The 17,470-nt window shown below is 65.5% G+C and carries 13 protein-coding genes; 4 read left to right on the forward strand and 9 right to left on the reverse strand.

Annotated features, from left to right (window positions below; genetic code table 11):
• Positions 1 to 124 precede the first annotated feature (124 nt).
• The 9 genes from NCS02_RS16435 to cobA all read right to left on the reverse strand — a co-directional run bounded on the left by NCS02_RS16435 (position 125) and on the right by cobA (position 11,353).
• Positions 125 to 2,140, reverse strand: coding sequence for a hybrid sensor histidine kinase/response regulator (locus NCS02_RS16435; RefSeq protein WP_250523235.1), 2,016 nt, complete (start codon positions 2,138 to 2,140; stop codon positions 125 to 127).
• A 249-nt stretch (positions 2,141 to 2,389) separates the two neighbouring features.
• Positions 2,390 to 2,548, reverse strand: a complete 159-nt coding sequence (locus tag NCS02_RS16440; protein ID WP_160172890.1) for a hypothetical protein — start codon at positions 2,546 to 2,548, stop codon at positions 2,390 to 2,392.
• 163 nt (positions 2,549 to 2,711) lie between these two features.
• Positions 2,712 to 5,507: an Hsp70 family protein gene (locus NCS02_RS16445; RefSeq protein ID WP_250502907.1), complete on the reverse strand. Its 2,796-nt coding sequence runs from the start codon at positions 5,505 to 5,507 to the stop codon at positions 2,712 to 2,714.
• A complete protein-coding gene (locus NCS02_RS16450) occupies positions 5,508 to 7,400 on the reverse strand; it encodes an Hsp70 family protein (RefSeq protein ID WP_250502908.1) in 1,893 nt (630 codons plus the stop codon).
• Positions 7,397 to 7,993, reverse strand: coding sequence for a DUF2760 domain-containing protein (locus NCS02_RS16455; protein ID WP_250435658.1), 597 nt, complete (start codon positions 7,991 to 7,993; stop codon positions 7,397 to 7,399). The genes NCS02_RS16450 and NCS02_RS16455 overlap by 4 nt, the downstream gene beginning before the upstream one ends.
• Before the next feature lie 279 nt (positions 7,994 to 8,272).
• Positions 8,273 to 8,758, reverse strand: a complete 486-nt coding sequence (locus NCS02_RS16460; RefSeq protein ID WP_008353603.1) for an adenosine-specific kinase — start codon at positions 8,756 to 8,758, stop codon at positions 8,273 to 8,275.
• 45 nt (positions 8,759 to 8,803) lie between these two features.
• Positions 8,804 to 9,925: a CmpA/NrtA family ABC transporter substrate-binding protein gene (locus tag NCS02_RS16465; protein WP_008353602.1), complete on the reverse strand. Its 1,122-nt coding sequence runs from the start codon at positions 9,923 to 9,925 to the stop codon at positions 8,804 to 8,806.
• A gap of 15 nt (positions 9,926 to 9,940) precedes the next feature.
• Positions 9,941 to 10,513, reverse strand: a complete 573-nt coding sequence (locus NCS02_RS16470) for an ANTAR domain-containing response regulator (RefSeq protein WP_034471835.1) — start codon at positions 10,511 to 10,513, stop codon at positions 9,941 to 9,943.
• 72 nt (positions 10,514 to 10,585) lie between these two features.
• Positions 10,586 to 11,353 carry a uroporphyrinogen-III C-methyltransferase gene (gene cobA, locus NCS02_RS16475; protein WP_239295021.1) on the reverse strand — a complete coding sequence of 256 codons (768 nt, stop codon included), beginning with the start codon at positions 11,351 to 11,353 and terminating at the stop codon, positions 10,586 to 10,588.
• Between the two features lie 619 nt (positions 11,354 to 11,972).
• Here cobA and NCS02_RS16480 point away from each other — a divergent pair.
• From NCS02_RS16480 to NCS02_RS16495, 4 genes are read left to right on the forward strand one after another with little or no spacing between them, the layout of a single operon-like run.
• Complete coding sequence (locus tag NCS02_RS16480) at positions 11,973 to 13,298, forward strand: MFS transporter (RefSeq protein WP_008353599.1); 1,326 nt, start codon at positions 11,973 to 11,975, stop codon at positions 13,296 to 13,298.
• A gap of 12 nt (positions 13,299 to 13,310) precedes the next feature.
• Complete coding sequence (gene nirB / locus NCS02_RS16485; RefSeq protein WP_250519890.1) at positions 13,311 to 15,833, forward strand: nitrite reductase large subunit NirB; 2,523 nt, start codon at positions 13,311 to 13,313, stop codon at positions 15,831 to 15,833.
• An 18-nt stretch (positions 15,834 to 15,851) separates the two neighbouring features.
• Positions 15,852 to 16,196 carry a nitrite reductase small subunit NirD gene (gene nirD / locus NCS02_RS16490; protein WP_008353596.1) on the forward strand — a complete coding sequence of 115 codons (345 nt, stop codon included), beginning with the start codon at positions 15,852 to 15,854 and terminating at the stop codon, positions 16,194 to 16,196.
• Positions 16,193 to 17,452, forward strand: coding sequence for an NAD(P)/FAD-dependent oxidoreductase (locus tag NCS02_RS16495; protein WP_008353594.1), 1,260 nt, complete (start codon positions 16,193 to 16,195; stop codon positions 17,450 to 17,452). Before nirD ends, NCS02_RS16495 begins: the two co-directional genes overlap by 4 nt.
• The last annotated feature ends 18 nt before the right edge of the window (positions 17,453 to 17,470 follow it).

The raw sequence follows: 17,470 nt of genomic DNA on the forward strand, positions 1-17,470 counted from the left end.
GGGGGGGGGGGGGGGGGGGTGGCGGGCCGGCGCGCCGGGGGGGGCGCCCGACCCGGGGGCCCCCCGGGGGGGGGGCCTCGAACACCGCCCCCCCCGCGAAACCGGGATCCGGCGAAAAAAAGACTCACGCACCCGAGTCACAAAAACCAGCAATCAAAGCAAGCATCCCACGCCGCAATTCCCCAGGACTAACGGGCTTGGAAAGCACGTCCTGCTCACACGCGAGCGGCACGATACACGCGGCCGGTTCACCGGTAACGACGAGACAAGGACAAGGCCGCCCAAGCCGCGTCGCACCGAGCATCGCCACTTCCCGCGCGGTCTTGGCATCACGCAGTCGAAAGTCGGTAATGATGAGATCCGGAAACCGCTCGATATCGCCGAGAATCGTCTCGAACTCCTCGAAGCTCGCCGCCGAGTCATAAAGCACGCCCCATTGCGACAGCAGCGCTTCGGTCGACGCCCGCACGAGCCCATCGTCCTCGACGAGCAACACATAACGCCCCTTGAGCTGCGCCATTTCCGCCGCCTCGGAACGCGCCGGCGCACGCGCCGACGGCGTGTCGGGCGACGGTCCGCACAGCGGCATTTCGAGCGAAAAGCGCGAGCCGCGCCCTTCGGTGGACTTCAGTTCGATGCGATGCTGATCGAGCATCGACATCACCGCATTGACGATCGACAGCCCGAGCCCCAGCCCCTTGTCGCGATCCTGCTCGGGATTGTCGACCTGAAAGAACGGCTGAAAAATCGCATCGAAATAATCGGCCGGAATGCCGATGCCGTTATCCAGCACGTCGATACGCGCGCGCGTCGGCGAACGCACCACGCCGACGATCACGGTCGGCTTCGAAGTCTTGCTCTGATCTGCATACTTGATCCCGTTGGACACCAGATTGGCCACGGCGCGCCCGAGCCAGTGCGCGTCGCTGCGCACGCAGACGACATCGTCCTTCGGCAGCCGCAGGCGCAATTCGACGCCGCGGCTCATCGCGAACGGACGCAACTGCTCGGCGGCTTCCTCGACGATCTGTCGCACGTCGAATACGTGATAGCGCGGCACGACGCGCCCCGATTCCAGCCGCGAGAGATCGAGCACCGCGTTCAGCAGCCGCGCGAGGATAACGGACGAACGCCCGCACTCGTTGATGAGCCGTTCGGCCTGATCGAATTCGCCATTGCGGATGGCCTCGGCCGCCGCCTGCAGGAACAAATTGAGCGCGTGCATCGGCTGACGCAGATCGTGCGTCGCCGCGGCGAGAAAGTTGGATTTCTCGCGGCTCGCGGTCTGCGCGGCGATCATCTGCTGTTCGCGCAGCGCGAGCAGCGCGTTGGTCTTGTTCTCCTGATCCTTCTTGGAGACTTCGAGCTCGCGATTCTTGCGGCCGAGCGAAACATTCGCGGTGCGCAATTCGTCGTTGAGGGAAGCCAGCGCGCGCTCCGAACTATAGCGCTCGCGCGAGACGCGCTCGGCGTGCGTGCAGACGCCGTGCCCCACGACCACGACGTTGAACATATAGAAGAGCCCCGCGAAGAAATCCTCGGGGTTGAGCAGATGAATCGTCACCTGCAGCACCACGATCGACGCCAGCGTGATGATGCCCGCTGTCAGCGCGACGCGAGAGCGCAGATAAAAGAAACTGAACTGGAAGAACAGCGCAAGGCACAGCCCGATGAAATGCTGCGTGTAGTTATAGGGCGCGGGCGTGATCGCGACCATTGCGAGGATCAGGCACAAGAGCCCGTAAATGCCCGTCAGAATGATGCGTTGCGCGGTGGCGTGCGAGCGGAACGACGGCCGCAGCACCAGCACGCCGACAAAAAACAGCAGCGCGATGCCCGCGGAGCGCAGCGCGAGGATGTCGGGCAGGCGCGAATCGAGCGCGCGGTTGCCCCGCGCGAAGCTGAAGTCCCACCAGAGGAAGCACGTCCAGATGGCAAGCGCGAGCAGCGTCGACGCGCGCCGGAATGCGCAGAAGCGCTGGCTGTGGTCTTCGAGAAACTGCGCTTCGAGGACGGGATCGGAAAACGGCGCCGGAATCGAGAGATTGCGCACCAGGCTCGCGCCGGCCTCGCGGGCCGCCGAGAGAAGAATGCCTGGATTGCGCACGCCGGCGGCGCGTTGCGGTACGGCCATCTTCATGCTCGCTCAGGGAATCGGGATATCTACTTTAGGCCAACGCGGTCAGACAAATACGCCTTTTTTTAGAATCGGCCATTATCTCCGGCAATTATTGCGCTTTTTTGGCGAGTTGCGAGGGCACGCGGCGAGACGGAAGGAAGGAGGAAGGGAGCCGATCGGCGGGCGTTTGATCGTTTGCCCGCCGATTCGAAGGACAGCCACAACGAATGCCCCCCGCACGATGACGAGGGCGGTCTCGAGGAGAACCGTTCAGCTTTTCGGTTTGGCCTTGGTGGTGCGCTTCGTGACCTGCGTTTCCTTCGCGCCTGCGGCCTTCGCGGGCGATGCCTTGCTGCCGGCCGTTTTCTTGCGGCTCGACATTTCCGTTTCTGCGGGTTGGCTCGCTTGAGCCTTGCGTGGGGATGGCATGTTGACCTCCTTCAGTATGTGTCCATATCGACACATTGATAACCATAGGATGCGGTCAGCCGGTATTCAAGACTCGGCGGGCTTCTCGCGCGGCGCATCGGCCAAAAAACTTCTGAGAGCGAAGCATTTCGCCCGATGCCCGCAACGAGGGCGGCGAGCGCGATCAGTGGATGAGCTTCAGCCCCGCCGGCAGCGTTTCGCCGAACACGCGTCCGACGTCGGCGCGATCGAGCTCGACGGTCTCGCGGACCATCGCGATCCACGCCTGCGCCGCGCCCATCGTTTCGAGGCGCTGCACGACAGCCGCGCGCGCATCGTCGGGCAGATCGCGCGAGCGGTCGCCGGTCATGCGCGCGATCTGCACGGCGGCGAACGCGGCGGGATCGACCTTCTTCCAGTCGAGCGCGAGGATCGCATCGAGCCAGACGACGGCGACCTCGGGCGGCACGACACCGTGCGCGCTGCCGTAAAAGGGCGCGCGGGCGCCGATGCGGCCCAGCGCCCACCAGCTTTGCACGCTCTCCGAAGGCTTTTTCAGGCGCGTGAGCAGCCATTCGCCGACCTCGATCTTGCGCTCGACCGGCACGCGTTCCAGCGACGCCGCGAGCCGCACCATGTCCTCGTAGCCCGCGCGCGCCGCGCCCGCCGCCTTGCGATAGCGGCTCGTGCCGGGCGGTTGCAGCACGAAGGCCATGTCGTCGAGCAGCTTGAGTTGCGCCGCTTCGGGCAGGCCACCGGCCGCGCGGCGCCAGAGCGTCCACCATTCGGACCAGATCTGGCTTTCGTTGCTGTACTGAATGCCCTGATCGAAAAGCGTCCAGAGTTGCTCGACACGCCATTCGTCGAGCGGATGCCCGAAGCCCGGACGCATGCAGTAGCCCGCGAGATTGAGCCACAGACGCTCGTGATCGGCGGTGCGGCGGCGCTTTTTCGCGCGCTCGAACAGCGCGCCGAAGACCTCGCGCAAGAGTGCGATGTCCCAGGTGTCGCGCGGGCCGAGCGTCTGTTCGAGCTGCGCGCGCAGGCGTTTGACTTCCTTCGGCCCGACATCGTGCGACTTCGCGCCGAACGTGCGGTCTATCAGTTCGATGGCTTTCGGCAGCGCCGGATGCGATTCGCTCACGGTCTCGTCGGTCTGCGACGCCTCGCGGCGCAACTGGAATTCGAGCAGCCAGCGTTGCGCGGGATCGTCGACGGCGATGCAGTGCATCTCCAGCGTGCCGACTTCGGTAAGCGAGGTCGTCAGCTGAACCGCCGTTTCGCGCGCTCGGCCCTTGCCGGCGGCATGCGGATCGACGACGGTCGCGATCGGCGGCAGACGGATGAAATCGCCCGATGCGGCCGCGAGGTCTGCGAGCGCGCCCGCTTCGTAAGCCGTCTCCGACACCGACGACGCCAGGTGAAAGCGCACCGGCGCGCCGAGCGTGAGCGAGAAGGTGCGATCGGCGAGATGGATCGCCTGGCCTTCTTCGGTGCCTCGCGGCAGGACGCAGACGCCACGCATCGCGTTGGCATCGTCTTCGAGCAGCAGGAAGAAGCTGCGCGCCGAGCCACCGCCGATCTTCGGCGCATTGCCCGCGCGCGCGAGCGCGTAGGCGACCGCGCCGCGCGCGACCGCGACATCGGGATTGCCGTTCGCGAGCACGTTGACGGCTTCGCCGCGCCAGCCGGAAAGCGTATCGGCGATGCGGCGCGCGAGCGGAGCGGCGCGAAACACGCCGCCGTTCAACAGCAAGGTGTCCGGAATGGCGAGCGTTTCGGCGGGCGCATCGACGAGGCCGAGCGCTTTCTTCGCCTCGCCGGCATGCTGGCCGAGAAACGCCGCGATATGCCGCGTGATGGCCGCGTCGCTCGCATACGGCAGCCCGAATTCGACGATGCCGCCGCGCGAACGGCCGGGGCGATCGCTCGGGGCGACCATCGGAAAGAATCCTTCGACGATGATCCGCTCGATCTCGTCGCGCGTGACATCGGCCGAACGCGCGCCGCCGATCAGCTTCGAGCCCGCGCCGAGCAGCGTGATCGACGTGGATGCGGGCGCGTTGTCGCCTAGCAATTGCTCTTTCGCCGCGCGGCAGCGCTCGACGAGTTGCGACAGGCGTCCGGCGGAGAGACGCGCATCGCTGCCCGCGAGACGCTTCTCGACGAGATGCGCGAGCGCGAGATCCATGTTGTCGCCGCCGAGCATCAGATGGTTGCCCACGCCGATGCGCGTCAACACCGGCTCGCCGTTCTCCATCGCGACCTGGATGAGCGTGAGGTCGGTCGTGCCGCCGCCGACGTCGACGATCATCACGAGCCGCGTCGCCTTCAGATCATCCGCGAGCGTCGCGCGATGATGAAACAGCCAGTCGTAAAACGCGGCCTGCGGCTCTTCCAGCAGCCGCAGTGTTTCGAGTCCCGCCATGCGCGCGGCTTCGAGCGTCAGCGCGCGGGCGCCTTCATCGAACGAGGCGGGCACGGTCAGCACGACGTCCTGCGTGTCGAGCGGTGCATCCGGAAAGCGCTCGTTCCACGCCGCGTGGACGTGCGCGAGATAGCTCGCGCTCGCCATCACCGGCGAGATTTTTTCGACGTCGTCGCCCGCGCCCCACGGCAAGATGGCCGCGAGGCGATCGACCGCCGCGTGCGACAGCCAGCTTTTCGCGCTCGACACGAGCCGTCCCGGCACCTGCGCGCCGAGCATCCGAGCGAATCTGCCGATGAGGGCGGGCGCTTCCATCTCGCCCCACGGCAATTGCAGATCCTCGGACTTGAGTTCGCCTGGCGCGAAGTGATAGCGCAGCGACGGCAGAAGCGGCAGCGCCGCGACTTCCCCCGCGCCGACGAGCTGGTCGATGTCGAACACGCGGATATCGTTCGAGCCGATTTCCGCGTACGCGACGACCGTATTGCTCGTCCCGAGATCGATGCCGACGCTGTACCGCGCGCCGGACACCTTTTTCTTGCGCCCGGACACTTACAGGCCCATGCCCTGATCCGCGCCCGCGTTCGCGCCGCCGCGCACGTCGAACTCGACCTTCCAGCGCTCGGACGAGCCGCGCGGAATCGCTTCGAGTTCGAGCGTGCCCGCTTCGGTCACGCGCGCGTGCAGCTTGACGGGCACGACCTCGCCCGGCGTGCGGCCTTCGGGCGGCAGCGACGCTTCGATCTCTTCGAGTTCCTGCAATTCGTCCGGTTGCCAGTAATCGAGCAGCGTGCCGACCTGATCCTGACGACGCACCGAGGAGCCGAAGAAGCGGAAATGCACCGGCTCGCCGACGACGAGCCCGAATTCCTGCGCGGGCAATTCGGCGTCCGTGCCTTCCTCCATGCCGAACGGCGCGACGCACAGCGCCTGCACGGGCGGCTCCAGTCCGGGAACGGCCGGCATCGCCGATTCGACCGCGACGTAGTACGCGCGCGCCGTGCCGCCACGGATGCGCACGCCCTTGCCGCGCCGCACGTAGCCGTAATAGGCCGCGCCGCGCGCCACCGCGAGATCGAGGTCCGCGCCTTCGAGCAGACGCGCGGCGGGCGCGTTTTCGGAGGCGAGCCATGAATTCAGCGTCGTCATCACGCGCTCGACGAGCAGCGGCGACTTGAACACGCCGCCGTTGAACAGCACGACGGTCGGATGCAGCAGCGTCGCGCCCTGCGGCGCCTGATGCTGCAAGCCTTCGACTTCCGCGAGCGCGTTGACCTGACGGCCGAGGAACGCGGCGAGATGGCGCGTGACGGCGGCGTCCTGCGCGTACGGCAGACCGAGTTGCGTGAGACCGACGCGCGCGCGCGAAACGGGGCGAGCTGCGGCATCGACTTGCGGGAAAAAGCCTTCGAGCAGGATCTGCGTGAGTTCGGCGCGCGTGAGTTCGGTGCGCAGCGACCCGCCGATCAGCTTCGAGCCGCGGCTCGGGACAACGAGCGGCACCGCATCGACGGACGGATCGGAAAGCAGCGTTTCCTTCGCCGAGCGGCACGCGTAGGTGAGGGCGCGCAACTGCCACGGATCGGGCTGCGTGCCCGATTGCGCGAGCTTGCGCGCGACGGTATGCGCGAGCGCGAGGTCCATGTTGTCGCCGCCGAGCAGGATGTGCTCGCCAACGGCCACGCGATGCAGTTCCAGATTGCCTTCGCGCTCGACGACCGCGATCAGCGACAAGTCGGTCGTGCCGCCGCCGACATCGACGACGAGAATCACATCGCCCACTTTGACCTGCTTGCGCCAGCCGCCCGACGATTTTTGAATCCAGCTATAGAGCGCGGCCTGCGGCTCTTCGAGCAGCGTCATGCGCGTGTAGCCGGCTGCGGCGGCGGCTTCGGCGGTGAGTTCGCGCGCGGCGGGATCGAAGGACGCGGGAATCGTCACGGTGACGTCCTGCTGATCGAAAGGCGCATCGGGATGCGCGTGGTTCCACGCTTCGCGCAAATGCGTCAGATAGCGCACCGAGCTTTCCAGCGGCGACACGCGCTCGACTTCCTCGGGCGCATCGGACGGCAGGATTGACGCGCGGCGATCGACGCCCGGATGGCACAACCAGCTTTTCGCGCTGGAAACGAGGCGGATCGGCGTGCCCGCGCCCCGGCTGCGCGCGAGTTCGCCGACGATGAACCTGCGCTCCTGCGTCCACGGCAGCGTGAGATCGCCGGGCGCGAGCTCGTTCTCGTGCGGCAGATAGAGAAACGAGGGCAAAAGATCGCGTTCTTCGGCGGCGCCGGGCGCGGTCAGTTGCGAGATGGGCAGCACGCCTTGCGCGGTCTTTTCGCCGTCGCTCGCGCTCATGTCGACGTAGGAGAGCGCGCAATGCGTCGTGCCGAGATCGACGCCGATCGAGTAGCGCACCGGGTTATCGTTCGCTTGAATGTCGCTCACAGTTCCACCTCCGCGGGCGCGACGATGCTCGCATCATGGGACGGCGCGAGCTTCGGCAGGCGCGTGTCCTCGACCTTCCATCCACGATGGCTGATGCTGCCCGAAAAGGGCGGCTTGCCGACTACGTTGCCCGTCAGCCGGATGGCGGCGGCATCGAAACCCTCCTGCAGCGTGATGCGCGTGCCTTCCGCTTCGGTGCGCACGGGCTTGACCGTGAAATGCTCGCGCAGCACGTTACGGCAGCCGTCGTGCACGAGGCGGGCGGCCGCGCCGATATCGGCGTCGCTGTAATTGACGATGTCTTCTTCCACGAAATCGATGAAACGCGCGTCGCGCTGCAAAAGGCCGAGCAGTTGCAACGCGGCGACCGGGCTCGCCTCCTTCAGCGCGGACGGCGCGGGTTGAACCGGCGCGGCGGCAGGCTTCGGCGCTTCGGCTTTGAAATCGGGCGCGGCTGCGGGGGCTTCAGGCGCTTCGGGCGCTTCGCGCAGGCGCTGCACGCGGCCCGCGAACGATGCATTGCCGAGAATGCCGAAGAAGGCGCCGAAGGCAATGCCTATCCTGCCGAAAAAGCCTGGATTCATGTCGGTCATGTGATGCTCCTGTAGGCCGCGCGAGGACGACCCTATCCTCGGGCGGCGCGGGTGGCCGGTGTTCGGTGCCGTATCGGCGGGGTGATGCCGGGAATGTCTGCCCGTGCGGCTTTTCAGAAAAGGCACGAAAAACGCCAACGGCCTTTATACCGTATCCCGATATTTTCCATGATGTCGCGCCCCGGCCGGGAAAATCGCTCCGGATGGGCGCGCGGCGGCGGGCCTCATTCTCGCGATTTGCGCCGTCAAGTCAAGGCGCGGCAGGCTTCGCGGCGCGTTTCAGGCCTTGTAGCCGATCTTGCGCAGCAGGTCGTGGCGCCACTTCACGTCGTCTTCGCTTTCGACGCCAAGCGGCGGGAACCCGTCCACCACGCCGACGATCCCGCGTCCCTGATCCGTCTGCGCGACAAGCACCTGCGTCGGATTGGCGGTCGCGCAGAAGATACGGCACACCTCCGGCACCGCCTTCACGGTATTGAGCACGTTGACGGGAAAGAAGCCGTCGCCGAGCACGATGATGAAGCTGTGTCCCGCGCCGATGTTCTGCGCGTTGCGCGCGGCCAGCTCGACGCCATGCTCGTCCGTGCCCGACGTGCGTACGAGCCGCTTGCCCGACGCCTCGCAGAACGCGAGTCCGAAGCGGATGCCGGGCACCGCGCCGACGAGCGCCTCGTGCAGATCCTCGACCGTCTTGATGAAATGCGACTGACCGAGGATGAAGTTGGTGTCTTCGGGCTTGTCGATGGCGATGGCGAGCAGTTCCATGGCGGATCTCCGGTGCGCGCTGGAAATTCCATGGTAGGCGCTTTTCTACGCGCGTATTTCGAACCCCGCGAGATACGCCGCCGCATCGCCGCCGTCCCAGACGCGGCCATCGCAGAACGTCGCCGCGCGCCGTTCGCCGGGAATCGCAATGCCCGCCGCCTGCGCCGCCTCGCGATAAAGCGCGGTCTGATTCACGCTCGCCGCGATGGCCGCATCGTCGATATCGGCGCCGAGCATGCCCCAGCGCCGGTATTGCGTAATGAACCAGACGCCGTCCGATACGCGCGGATAGTTCACCGCGCCTTCATCGAAGAAACGCACGGGCAGCGCGCGCGCATCGCCGCCATCGGATGTGGCGAGGCGCGGCTCGATCAGCGCGCGCGGCACGCCGAGCAGCGCGGACGACGACAGCGCCTCGGCGATCTCCTCGCGATGCGCCCGCGTATCGAGCCAGGCGCACGCATCGAGCATCGTGCGAACGAGCGCGCGCGCCGTCGCGGGATAGAGCGCCGCGAAATCGCGCCGGCACGCGAGCACCTTCTCCGGATGATCCGGCCAGATCTCGCTCGTGTACGCGACCGTCCTGCCCGCGTCGCGCGCCTCGGCGACGGCGTGCCACGGCTCGCCCGCGCAGAAGCCGTCGAGCGCGCCCTCGACGAGCGCATCGGCCATGCGCGGCGGCGGAATCACGATGCTCTGCACATCGCGCAACGGATGCACGCCGTGCGCCGCGAGCCAGTAATACAGCCACATCGCGTGCGTGCCGGTCGGAAAAGTCTGCGCGATGACCGGCGGCCGCCCGAGCGAATGCAACGCTTCCTTCACGCTGGCGCCGTTTCGGATCGCATCGGCCAACGGACGCGACAGCGTGATCGCCTGACCGTTGCGATTGAGGACCATCAGCACGGCCATGTCCGCCTGCGGCCCGCCGATACCCAGTTGCACGCCGTACACGAGGCCATAGAGCGCGTGCGCCGCGTCGATCTCGCCGGACAGCAGCTTGTCGCGCACGGCCGCCCACGACGGCTGACGGCACAGCTCGATCGAGATGCCATGACGCGCGCCGAGATCGCGCAACGCGGCGACGGCGAGCGGCGCGGCATCGGAAAGGGCGACGAAGCCGAGCCGCAAATGCGTGCGTTCGGGTTGGGAGGAAGTGATGTTCATGAGATGTCGATAAAGCTAGAGCAGATCGGCCATCGAAAGCAATTGGCGCGCGATCTCGGCGACCTTCACGCCCTGATCCATCGCGCGCTTGCGAAGCGCCGCATAGGCTTCGTTTTCGGACATGCCGCGCCTGTCCATCAGAAGACGTTTCGCGCGGTCGATGACCTTGCGCTGCTCCAGTTCGTCCTCGACCTTCGCGAGCCGCTGACGCAACTGCGCTTCATGCGCGAAACGCGCGAGCGCGACTTCGATGATCGGCGCGAGACGCTCGGGCGCGAGTCCTTCGACGGAATACGCGGTGACGCCCGCGCCCACTGCCGCGCGAATGAACTGCTGATCCGCGTCGTTGCTGAACATCAGCACGGGACGCGGCGCGGCCTTGTTCATCACCGCGAGCTGTTCGAGCGTGTCGCGCGAGGGCGACTCGGTATCGATGATGACGACATCGGGCTTCTGGCTCTCGACGGCCTTGTGCAGCGCCGAAGGCGCGGCCGCTTCGGCGAGCATGTCATAGCCCATGCGCGCGAGTTGCTCGCGCAAATCGCCTATGGGCTTGTCGGTGTCGGTGACGAGAAGAACGCGAAGCATGCGGGAAGCGGAAGCGGTCATGCGAGGGACGCTTGAGACTTTAACGCGCCGTCCGCGCTTTGAGAACCCGCTTTACGCGGCATGAGCGAAGCCTTTGGCGCTTTGCATATGCGCCGCGAATTCCGCCGCTTCGCCGATCGCACCGCCGATCAGAATCACCGCCGGACTGCCGAGGCCGGCAGCGTTGGCATCATCGGCAAGACGATCGAGCGTCGTCACGAGCCGCTTTTCCTGCGACGATCCCGCGTGCTGCACGACGGCCGCAGGGGTGCTCGCGGGCAACGTATCGAGCAACGATGCCGTCAGACTCGCGATGCGGCTCATGCCCATATAGATCGCGAGCGTGGTGCCCGTTGCGGCGAGCGCGGCCCAATCCGGCTGACTGTGATCCTGCATGTGCGCGGTGACGAACGTCACGCCCTGACAATGATCGCGATGCGTGAGCGAGATGCCGAGTCCAGCCGCCGCCGCGAATCCCGATGACACGCCATTGACGATATCGACCGGAATATCCGCCCCGCGCAATGCGGCGATCTCTTCGCCCGCGCGTCCGAAGAGCAACGCGTCGCCGCCTTTCACGCGCACCACATGCAGTCCTTTCTTCGCGTATCGCTGCATGAGGCGCTGAATGAAGGCTTGCGGCGTGGACTTGCATCCGCCGCGCTTGCCGACGCGAATCACGCGCGCGTTCGGCGCAAGCGTGACGATGTCGGCGTTGGCGAGATCGTCGACGAGAAGGACGTCGGCGGCGGCGAGCGCCTTCGCGGCGCGCAAGGTCAGCAAGTCCAGATCGCCGGGGCCCGCGCTCAACAGAGTGACTTTGCCTTTGATGGTGCTCATCGTTGCTTCCTGAGTCTGCGTGCTTCGTATGTGAGGCATCGGCGCGGCAAACGCAGATAGCGTCCGCTCGTGTCGCTGCACGATGGGGACGCCTTTGTCCTTGCTTTCATGTATCGGGGCGCCGCGAACGCCGTTGCTCGCAGCGCTTTCGACAATGCAATAAGCGGGCCATTGGTCGAATAAGGCTTCGAGCACGTTATCCGCACTGTCGTTGTGCGCGGGCGGCACCGCGAGGGCGCATGGGCGCTTGCTCGATGTGATTGCGTGCGTTAACCGTGCAGTACAAAGTCGAGGAGCGTACGAAGCGATCGCTTGCACGTTCGCACGGCATCAGTGCTGCGTCGCACCATCCCTGTGCCCGCCTGCATCGAAACATGACGTGAAGCTCATGCGCGCAGTCCGTGCATATAACGCGCAAAGCCTTGCGCGACAAGCGTCCGAAGTCGATGCGGCGCGCATGGCATAGGCCTTGCCTTATGTCTCGCCATCGGATCAACGGCGATCCGTCCTGAATACAGCGCCCGGCAAGTGAAGAACATGCGGGCATCGGACAACGGCGTCCCCCGCATCGGCTTCCCGGCCCATGCGCGGGACGCCTTTCTTTTTTTGCGGAAAGACGATGGACAAAGCCACCCGGATCGATCTCTTCAGCATGCGCAGCGCGCCGATGCGCGCCTTCCATCTCACGTGGATGGCCTTCTTCGTATGCTTCTTCGCGTGGTTCGCCTGCGCGCCGCTGATGCCGCTCATCAAGCGCGAATACGGACTCACGGCGGATCAAGTTGCGAACATCAATATCGCGGCCGTCGCCGTGACGATTCTGGTGCGCCTCGTCGTCGGACCGATGTGCGATCGCTTCGGCCCGCGCCGCGTGTATGGCGCGCTGCTGCTCGCGGGTTCGGTGCCTGTCATCGGCGCGGCGCTCTCTACGGGCTACGACAGCTTCCTGTGGTGCCGTCTCGCGATCGGCGCGATCGGCGCGAGCTTCGTCATCACGCAGTACCACACGTCGGTGATGTTCGCGCCGAACGTCGTCGGCACCGCGAACGCAACGACTGCCGGCTGGGGCAACGCGGGCGCGGGCGCGGCGCAGGCGATCATTCCGCTTCTCGTCGCGGCAGCGATCGCGCTCGGCGTGGGCGAAGCATCGGCATGGCGCGTCGCTTTGATCGTGCCGGGCATCGCGATGCCGGTGATGGCCTTCTTCTACTGGCGCTATACGCAGGATTGCCCGCAAGGCGACTTCGTCGCGCTGCGCCGTGCCGGCGTCGCGATCGACGGCGGCAAGAAGGGCGGCTGGCAGAGCTTCCTGACCGCGTGCTCGAACTATCGCGTGTGGATGCTCTTCGTCACGTACGGCGCGTGCTTCGGCGTCGAAGTGTTCATCCACAACATGGCGGCGATCTATTACGTCGATCACTTCGGCCTCTCGCTCGCGCAAGCCGGCATGGCGGCGGGCAGCTTCGGTCTGCTCGCGCTCTTCGCCCGCGCGCTCGGCGGCTGGCTCTCCGATAAAGCCGCCGCGAAGAAAGGCCTCGATATCCGCGCGACCTTGTTGTTCGCGCTGATCGCGGGCGAAGGCATCGGCCTCTATGCGTTCGCGCATGCGCCGAGCGTCGTGCTCGCCATCGTCGCGATGCTTGCGTTCGGCCTCTTCACGCACATGGCATGCGGCGCGACTTACGCGCTCGTGCCGTTCATCGATCGCAAGGCGCTCGGCGGCGTGGCTGGCGTGATCGGCGCCGGCGGCAACGTCGGCGCGGTCGCAGCGGGCTTCCTGATGAAAGGCCTCGGCAACGCGCAAGCCACGCTCTCGATGCTCGGCGTGATCGTCGCGACGACGGCGCTCTGCGCGCTCGCCGTGCGCTTCTCCCCCGAACACAAGGCACGCGAAGCGGCACTGCGCGAAAGCGCGCTCGCAGCCAATAACGTCATTGCAAACTGAGAAGGCCCCGTCATGAAAATCGTCGTCATCGGCCACGGCATGGTCGGCCACAAGTTCCTCGAATGTCTCGCCGAGAGCGGCAACGAAGCGCTCGACGTGACGGTCCTGTGCGAAGAACCGCGCGCCGCGTACGACCGCGTGCATCTGACCGAATTCTTCACGGGCAAGAGCGCGGATGATCTCTCGCTCGTCGAAGAGGGCTTCTTCGAACGTTCGGGTTATGCGCTGAAACTGAATGCGCGCGCGGTGTCGATCGATCGCGCGGCGCGCACGGTGACGGCTTCGACGGGCGAAGTGCTCGCGTACGACAAGCTCGTGCTCGCGACCGGCTCCTATCCGTTCGTGCCGCCCATCGAAGGCCGTGATCGCGACGGCTGCTTCGTGTATCGCACGATCGAAGATCTCGAAGCGATGCAGGCATGCGGCGCGCGCTCGAAGACGGGCACGGTCGTCGGCGGCGGTCTGCTCGGTCTCGAAGCAGCGAAGGCGCTGCGCGACATGGGACTCGAAACGCATGTGATCGAATTCGCGCCGCGCCTGATGGCCGTGCAGGTCGATGACGGCGGCGGACGCGTGCTGCGCGCGAAGATCGAGGAGCTCGGCGTCACGGTTCATACGGGTAAGAACACGCTTGCGATCGTCGATGGCGAAGGCGCGGCCAACCGCATGAATTTCGCCGATGAGACGCATCTCGACACCGACATGATCGTGTTCTCGGCAGGCATTCGTCCGCGCGACGACATCGCGCGTGCAGCGGGTCTCGACATCGGCGCGCGCGGCGGCATCGTGATCGACGACGCCTGCCGCACGAGCGACGAAGCGATCTATGCCATCGGCGAATGTGCGTTGTGGAAGGGCCAGTTGTTCGGCCTCGTCGCGCCGGGTTACGACATGGCGCGCATCGTCGCGAAGCAGATCATCGGCGAGGAAGCGGCGTTCGCGGGCGCGGACATGAGCACCAAACTCAAGCTGATGGGCGTCGATGTGGCGAGCATCGGCGATGCACACGGCAAGACGCCCGGCAGCCGGACGTATCAGTACAGCGACGAGCGCAAGCAGGTCTACAAGAAGATCGTCGTGTCCGACTGCGGCAAGTTTCTTCTCGGCGGCGTGATGGTCGGCGATGCAGCGGAATACGGCACGCTGCTGCAGATGATGTTGAACAAGATCGAGTTGCCCGAAGCGCCCGAATTCCTGATCCTGCCGTCGAGCGATGGAAAAGCGAAGCCCGCGCTCGGCGTCGAAGCCTTGCCCGATGCGGCGCAGATCTGTTCGTGCAACAACGTAAGCAAGGCTGAAATCTGCGCGGCTGTCTGCGCGGGCGCAACGAGCATTGGCGCGATCAAGTCGTCGTGCAAGGCGGGCGCATCGTGCGGCGGCTGCGTGCCGCTCGTCACGCAAGTGATGAAGTCGGAGATGAAGCGGCAGGGTCTCGCGGTGAACAATCATCTGTGCGAGCACTTCCCGTATTCGCGTCAGGAGCTTTATCACATCGCGCGCGTGGAAGGACATCGCACGTTCGGCACGCTGCTCGCGAAGCACGGCAAGGGACGCGGCTGCGATATCTGCAAGCCTGCCGTCGCGAGCATTCTTGCTTCGTGCTGGAACGAGTTCGTGCTGAAGAAAGAGCACGCGAGCCTGCAGGATTCGAACGATTACTACCTCGCGAACATCCAGCGCGATGGCACGTACAGCGTCGTGCCGCGCATGCCGGGCGGCGAAGTGACGCCCGATGGCTTGATCGCGGTCGGCCAGGTCGCGAAGAAGTACGGCCTCTATACGAAGATTACGGGCGGCCAGCGTGTCGACATGTTCGGCGCGCGCGTAGAGCAATTGCCGTTCATCTGGGAAGAGCTCATCGCGGCGGGCTTCGAATCGGGTCATGCGTATGGCAAGGCCCTGCGCACCGTGAAGTCGTGCGTCGGCTCGACGTGGTGCCGTTATGGCGTCGGCGATTCGGTCGGACTCGCGATCGAACTGGAGAATCGCTACAAGGGTCTGCGCACGCCGCACAAGATCAAGTTCGGCGTGTCGGGCTGCACGCGCGAGTGCGCCGAAGCGCAAGGCAAGGACGTCGGCGTGATCGCGACGGAGAAGGGCTGGAATCTCTACGTATGCGGCAACGGCGGCATGAAGCCGCGTCACGCCGAGCTTATTGCGTCCGATCTCGATCACGACACGCTCGTGCGGTACATCGACCGCTTCCTGATGTTCTACGTGCGTACGGCGGATCGCCTGCAACGCACGAGCGTATGGCGCGACAACCTCGAAGGCGGACTCGAGTATCTGATCGACGTCGTCATCAAGGACAAGCTCGACATCGCCGCCGAGCTCGAAGCGGAGATGCAACTCGTCGTCGATACCTACGAGGACGAATGGAAGAAGGCCGTCACCGATCCGCATACGCGCAAGCGCTTCCGTCACTTCGTCAACAGCGAACAGGGCGATGCGAACGTGACCTTCGTGGAAGAGCGCGGCCAGATTCGCCCCGCCACGCTCGAAGAGCGCAAGTCGAAGCTTGCCGAAACCGTTTAACGCGTGAGGAAAAACATCATGAACGACCGTATCGAACAGGACTGGACCGCCGTTTGTGAACTCGACGATATCGTGCCGGATACGGGCGTGTGCGCGCTCGTGAAGGGCACGCAAGTCGCGGTGTTTCATGTCGCGGGCGAAGAGGCAGCCGTGTACGCGATCGACAACTACGACCCCCATTCGCAAGCCGCGGTGCTCTCGCGCGGCATCGTGGGAAGTCTGGGCGAGCGTATCGTCGTTGCATCGCCGATCTACAAGCAGCACTTCGATCTGCGCACGGGCGAATGCCTGGAAGCGCCGGAGCTTTCGGTGAGCGCGTATCGCGTGAAGGTCGCGGGCGGCAAGGTGTGGGTCGCGGCATGAAGACCGAATATGCGGTTGCGGGCATGGCGGCGTTGAAGCACGCCGCATCGCGCCAGCGGCTCGTGGTGATCGGCAACGGCATGGCCGGTATGCGTACGGTCGAAGAACTGCTGAAGATCGCGCCCGAGCTGTACGACATCACCGTATTCGGCGCCGAGCCGTACGGCAACTACAACCGCATTCTGTTGTCGCCGGTGCTCGCGGGCGAGAAGAGCGTCGACGACATCATTCTCAACACGCGCGAATGGTACGACGCGAACGGCATCACGCTGCATGCGGGCGATGCCGTGATCGAAATCGATCGTGCGCGGCGCGTCGTGCGTTCGGAGAAGGGCGTGGAAGCGCACTACGACCGTCTGCTGATCGCGACCGGCTCGAAGCCATTCATCATTCCGGTGCCGGGTTGCGAGCTTTCCGGTGTGATCGCATTTCGCGACATTCAGGATGTCGAAACGATGCTCGAAGCGGCACGCGATCATCGGCACGCGGTGATCATCGGCGGCGGTCTGCTCGGGCTCGAAGCGGCCAACGGCTTGCAGCGGCAGGGCATGTCGGTAACGGTCGTGCATGCGAGCGGCAGCCTGATGGATCGTCAGCTCGACGCTACCGCGTCCGCGTTGCTCAAGCGTTCGCTCGAAGCGAAAGGCCTCAACTTCGCGATGGCCGCGCAGACCACGGAGATCGTCGGCGACGACCGCGTGCGCGCCGTGCGTTTCGCGGACGGCACGCAGATCGACGCTGATCTCGTCGTGATGACGGCGGGCGTGCGGCCCAACATCGCGCTCGCGAAAGAGGCGGGGCTGCACTGCGAGCGCGCCATCGTCGTCGACGACACGCTGCAGACTTTCGATCCGCGCGTGTATGCGGTGGGCGAATGCGTGCAGCATCGCTCGGCGACCTTCGGTCTCGTCGCGCCGATCTGGGATCAGGCGCGCGTGGCGGGCGCGCATCTCGCGGGCGCGGGGCATCGCCGTTACGTGCAGCGCGCGACGGCGACGAAGCTCAAGGTGACGGGCGTCGATCTGTATTCGGCGGGCGATTTCATCGGCGGCGAGGACAGCGAGGATCTCGTGCTGCGCGATCCGCGCCGCGGCGTGTACAAGCGTGTCGTGCTGCAGGCGGGACGCGTGATCGGCGCGGTGCTGTACGGCGACGTGAAGGACGGCGGCTGGTATTTCGATCTGATTCAGAGCCGCGCGGACGTATCGCATCTGCGCGGCAAGCTTCTTTTCGGCAAGACGCTTTGTGAAGCCTGAATACGGCCAAGGATAGAG

The sequence above is a fragment of the Caballeronia sp. NCF2 genome, from assembly GCF_023631205.1.
GTDB classification, from domain to species: Bacteria; Pseudomonadota; Gammaproteobacteria; order Burkholderiales; family Burkholderiaceae; genus Caballeronia; species Caballeronia zhejiangensis.

Coding starts and splice junctions, on each gene's coding strand:
- NCS02_RS16435 (WP_250523235.1), bottom strand. CDS start 2,140: ATGAAGATGGCCGTACCGCAACGCGCCGCCGGCGTGCGCAATCCAGGC.
- NCS02_RS16440 (WP_160172890.1), bottom strand. CDS start 2,548: ATGCCATCCCCACGCAAGGCTCAAGCGAGCCAACCCGCAGAAACGGAA.
- NCS02_RS16455 (WP_250435658.1), bottom strand. CDS start 7,993: ATGACCGACATGAATCCAGGCTTTTTCGGCAGGATAGGCATTGCCTTC.
- NCS02_RS16460 (WP_008353603.1), bottom strand. CDS start 8,758: ATGGAACTGCTCGCCATCGCCATCGACAAGCCCGAAGACACCAACTTC.
- NCS02_RS16465 (WP_008353602.1), bottom strand. CDS start 9,925: ATGAACATCACTTCCTCCCAACCCGAACGCACGCATTTGCGGCTCGGC.
- NCS02_RS16470 (WP_034471835.1), bottom strand. CDS start 10,513: ATGCTTCGCGTTCTTCTCGTCACCGACACCGACAAGCCCATAGGCGAT.
- cobA (WP_239295021.1), bottom strand. CDS start 11,353: ATGAGCACCATCAAAGGCAAAGTCACTCTGTTGAGCGCGGGCCCCGGC.
- NCS02_RS16480 (WP_008353599.1), top strand. CDS start 11,973: ATGGACAAAGCCACCCGGATCGATCTCTTCAGCATGCGCAGCGCGCCG.
- nirB (WP_250519890.1), top strand. CDS start 13,311: ATGAAAATCGTCGTCATCGGCCACGGCATGGTCGGCCACAAGTTCCTC.
- nirD (WP_008353596.1), top strand. CDS start 15,852: ATGAACGACCGTATCGAACAGGACTGGACCGCCGTTTGTGAACTCGAC.
- NCS02_RS16495 (WP_008353594.1), top strand. CDS start 16,193: ATGAAGACCGAATATGCGGTTGCGGGCATGGCGGCGTTGAAGCACGCC.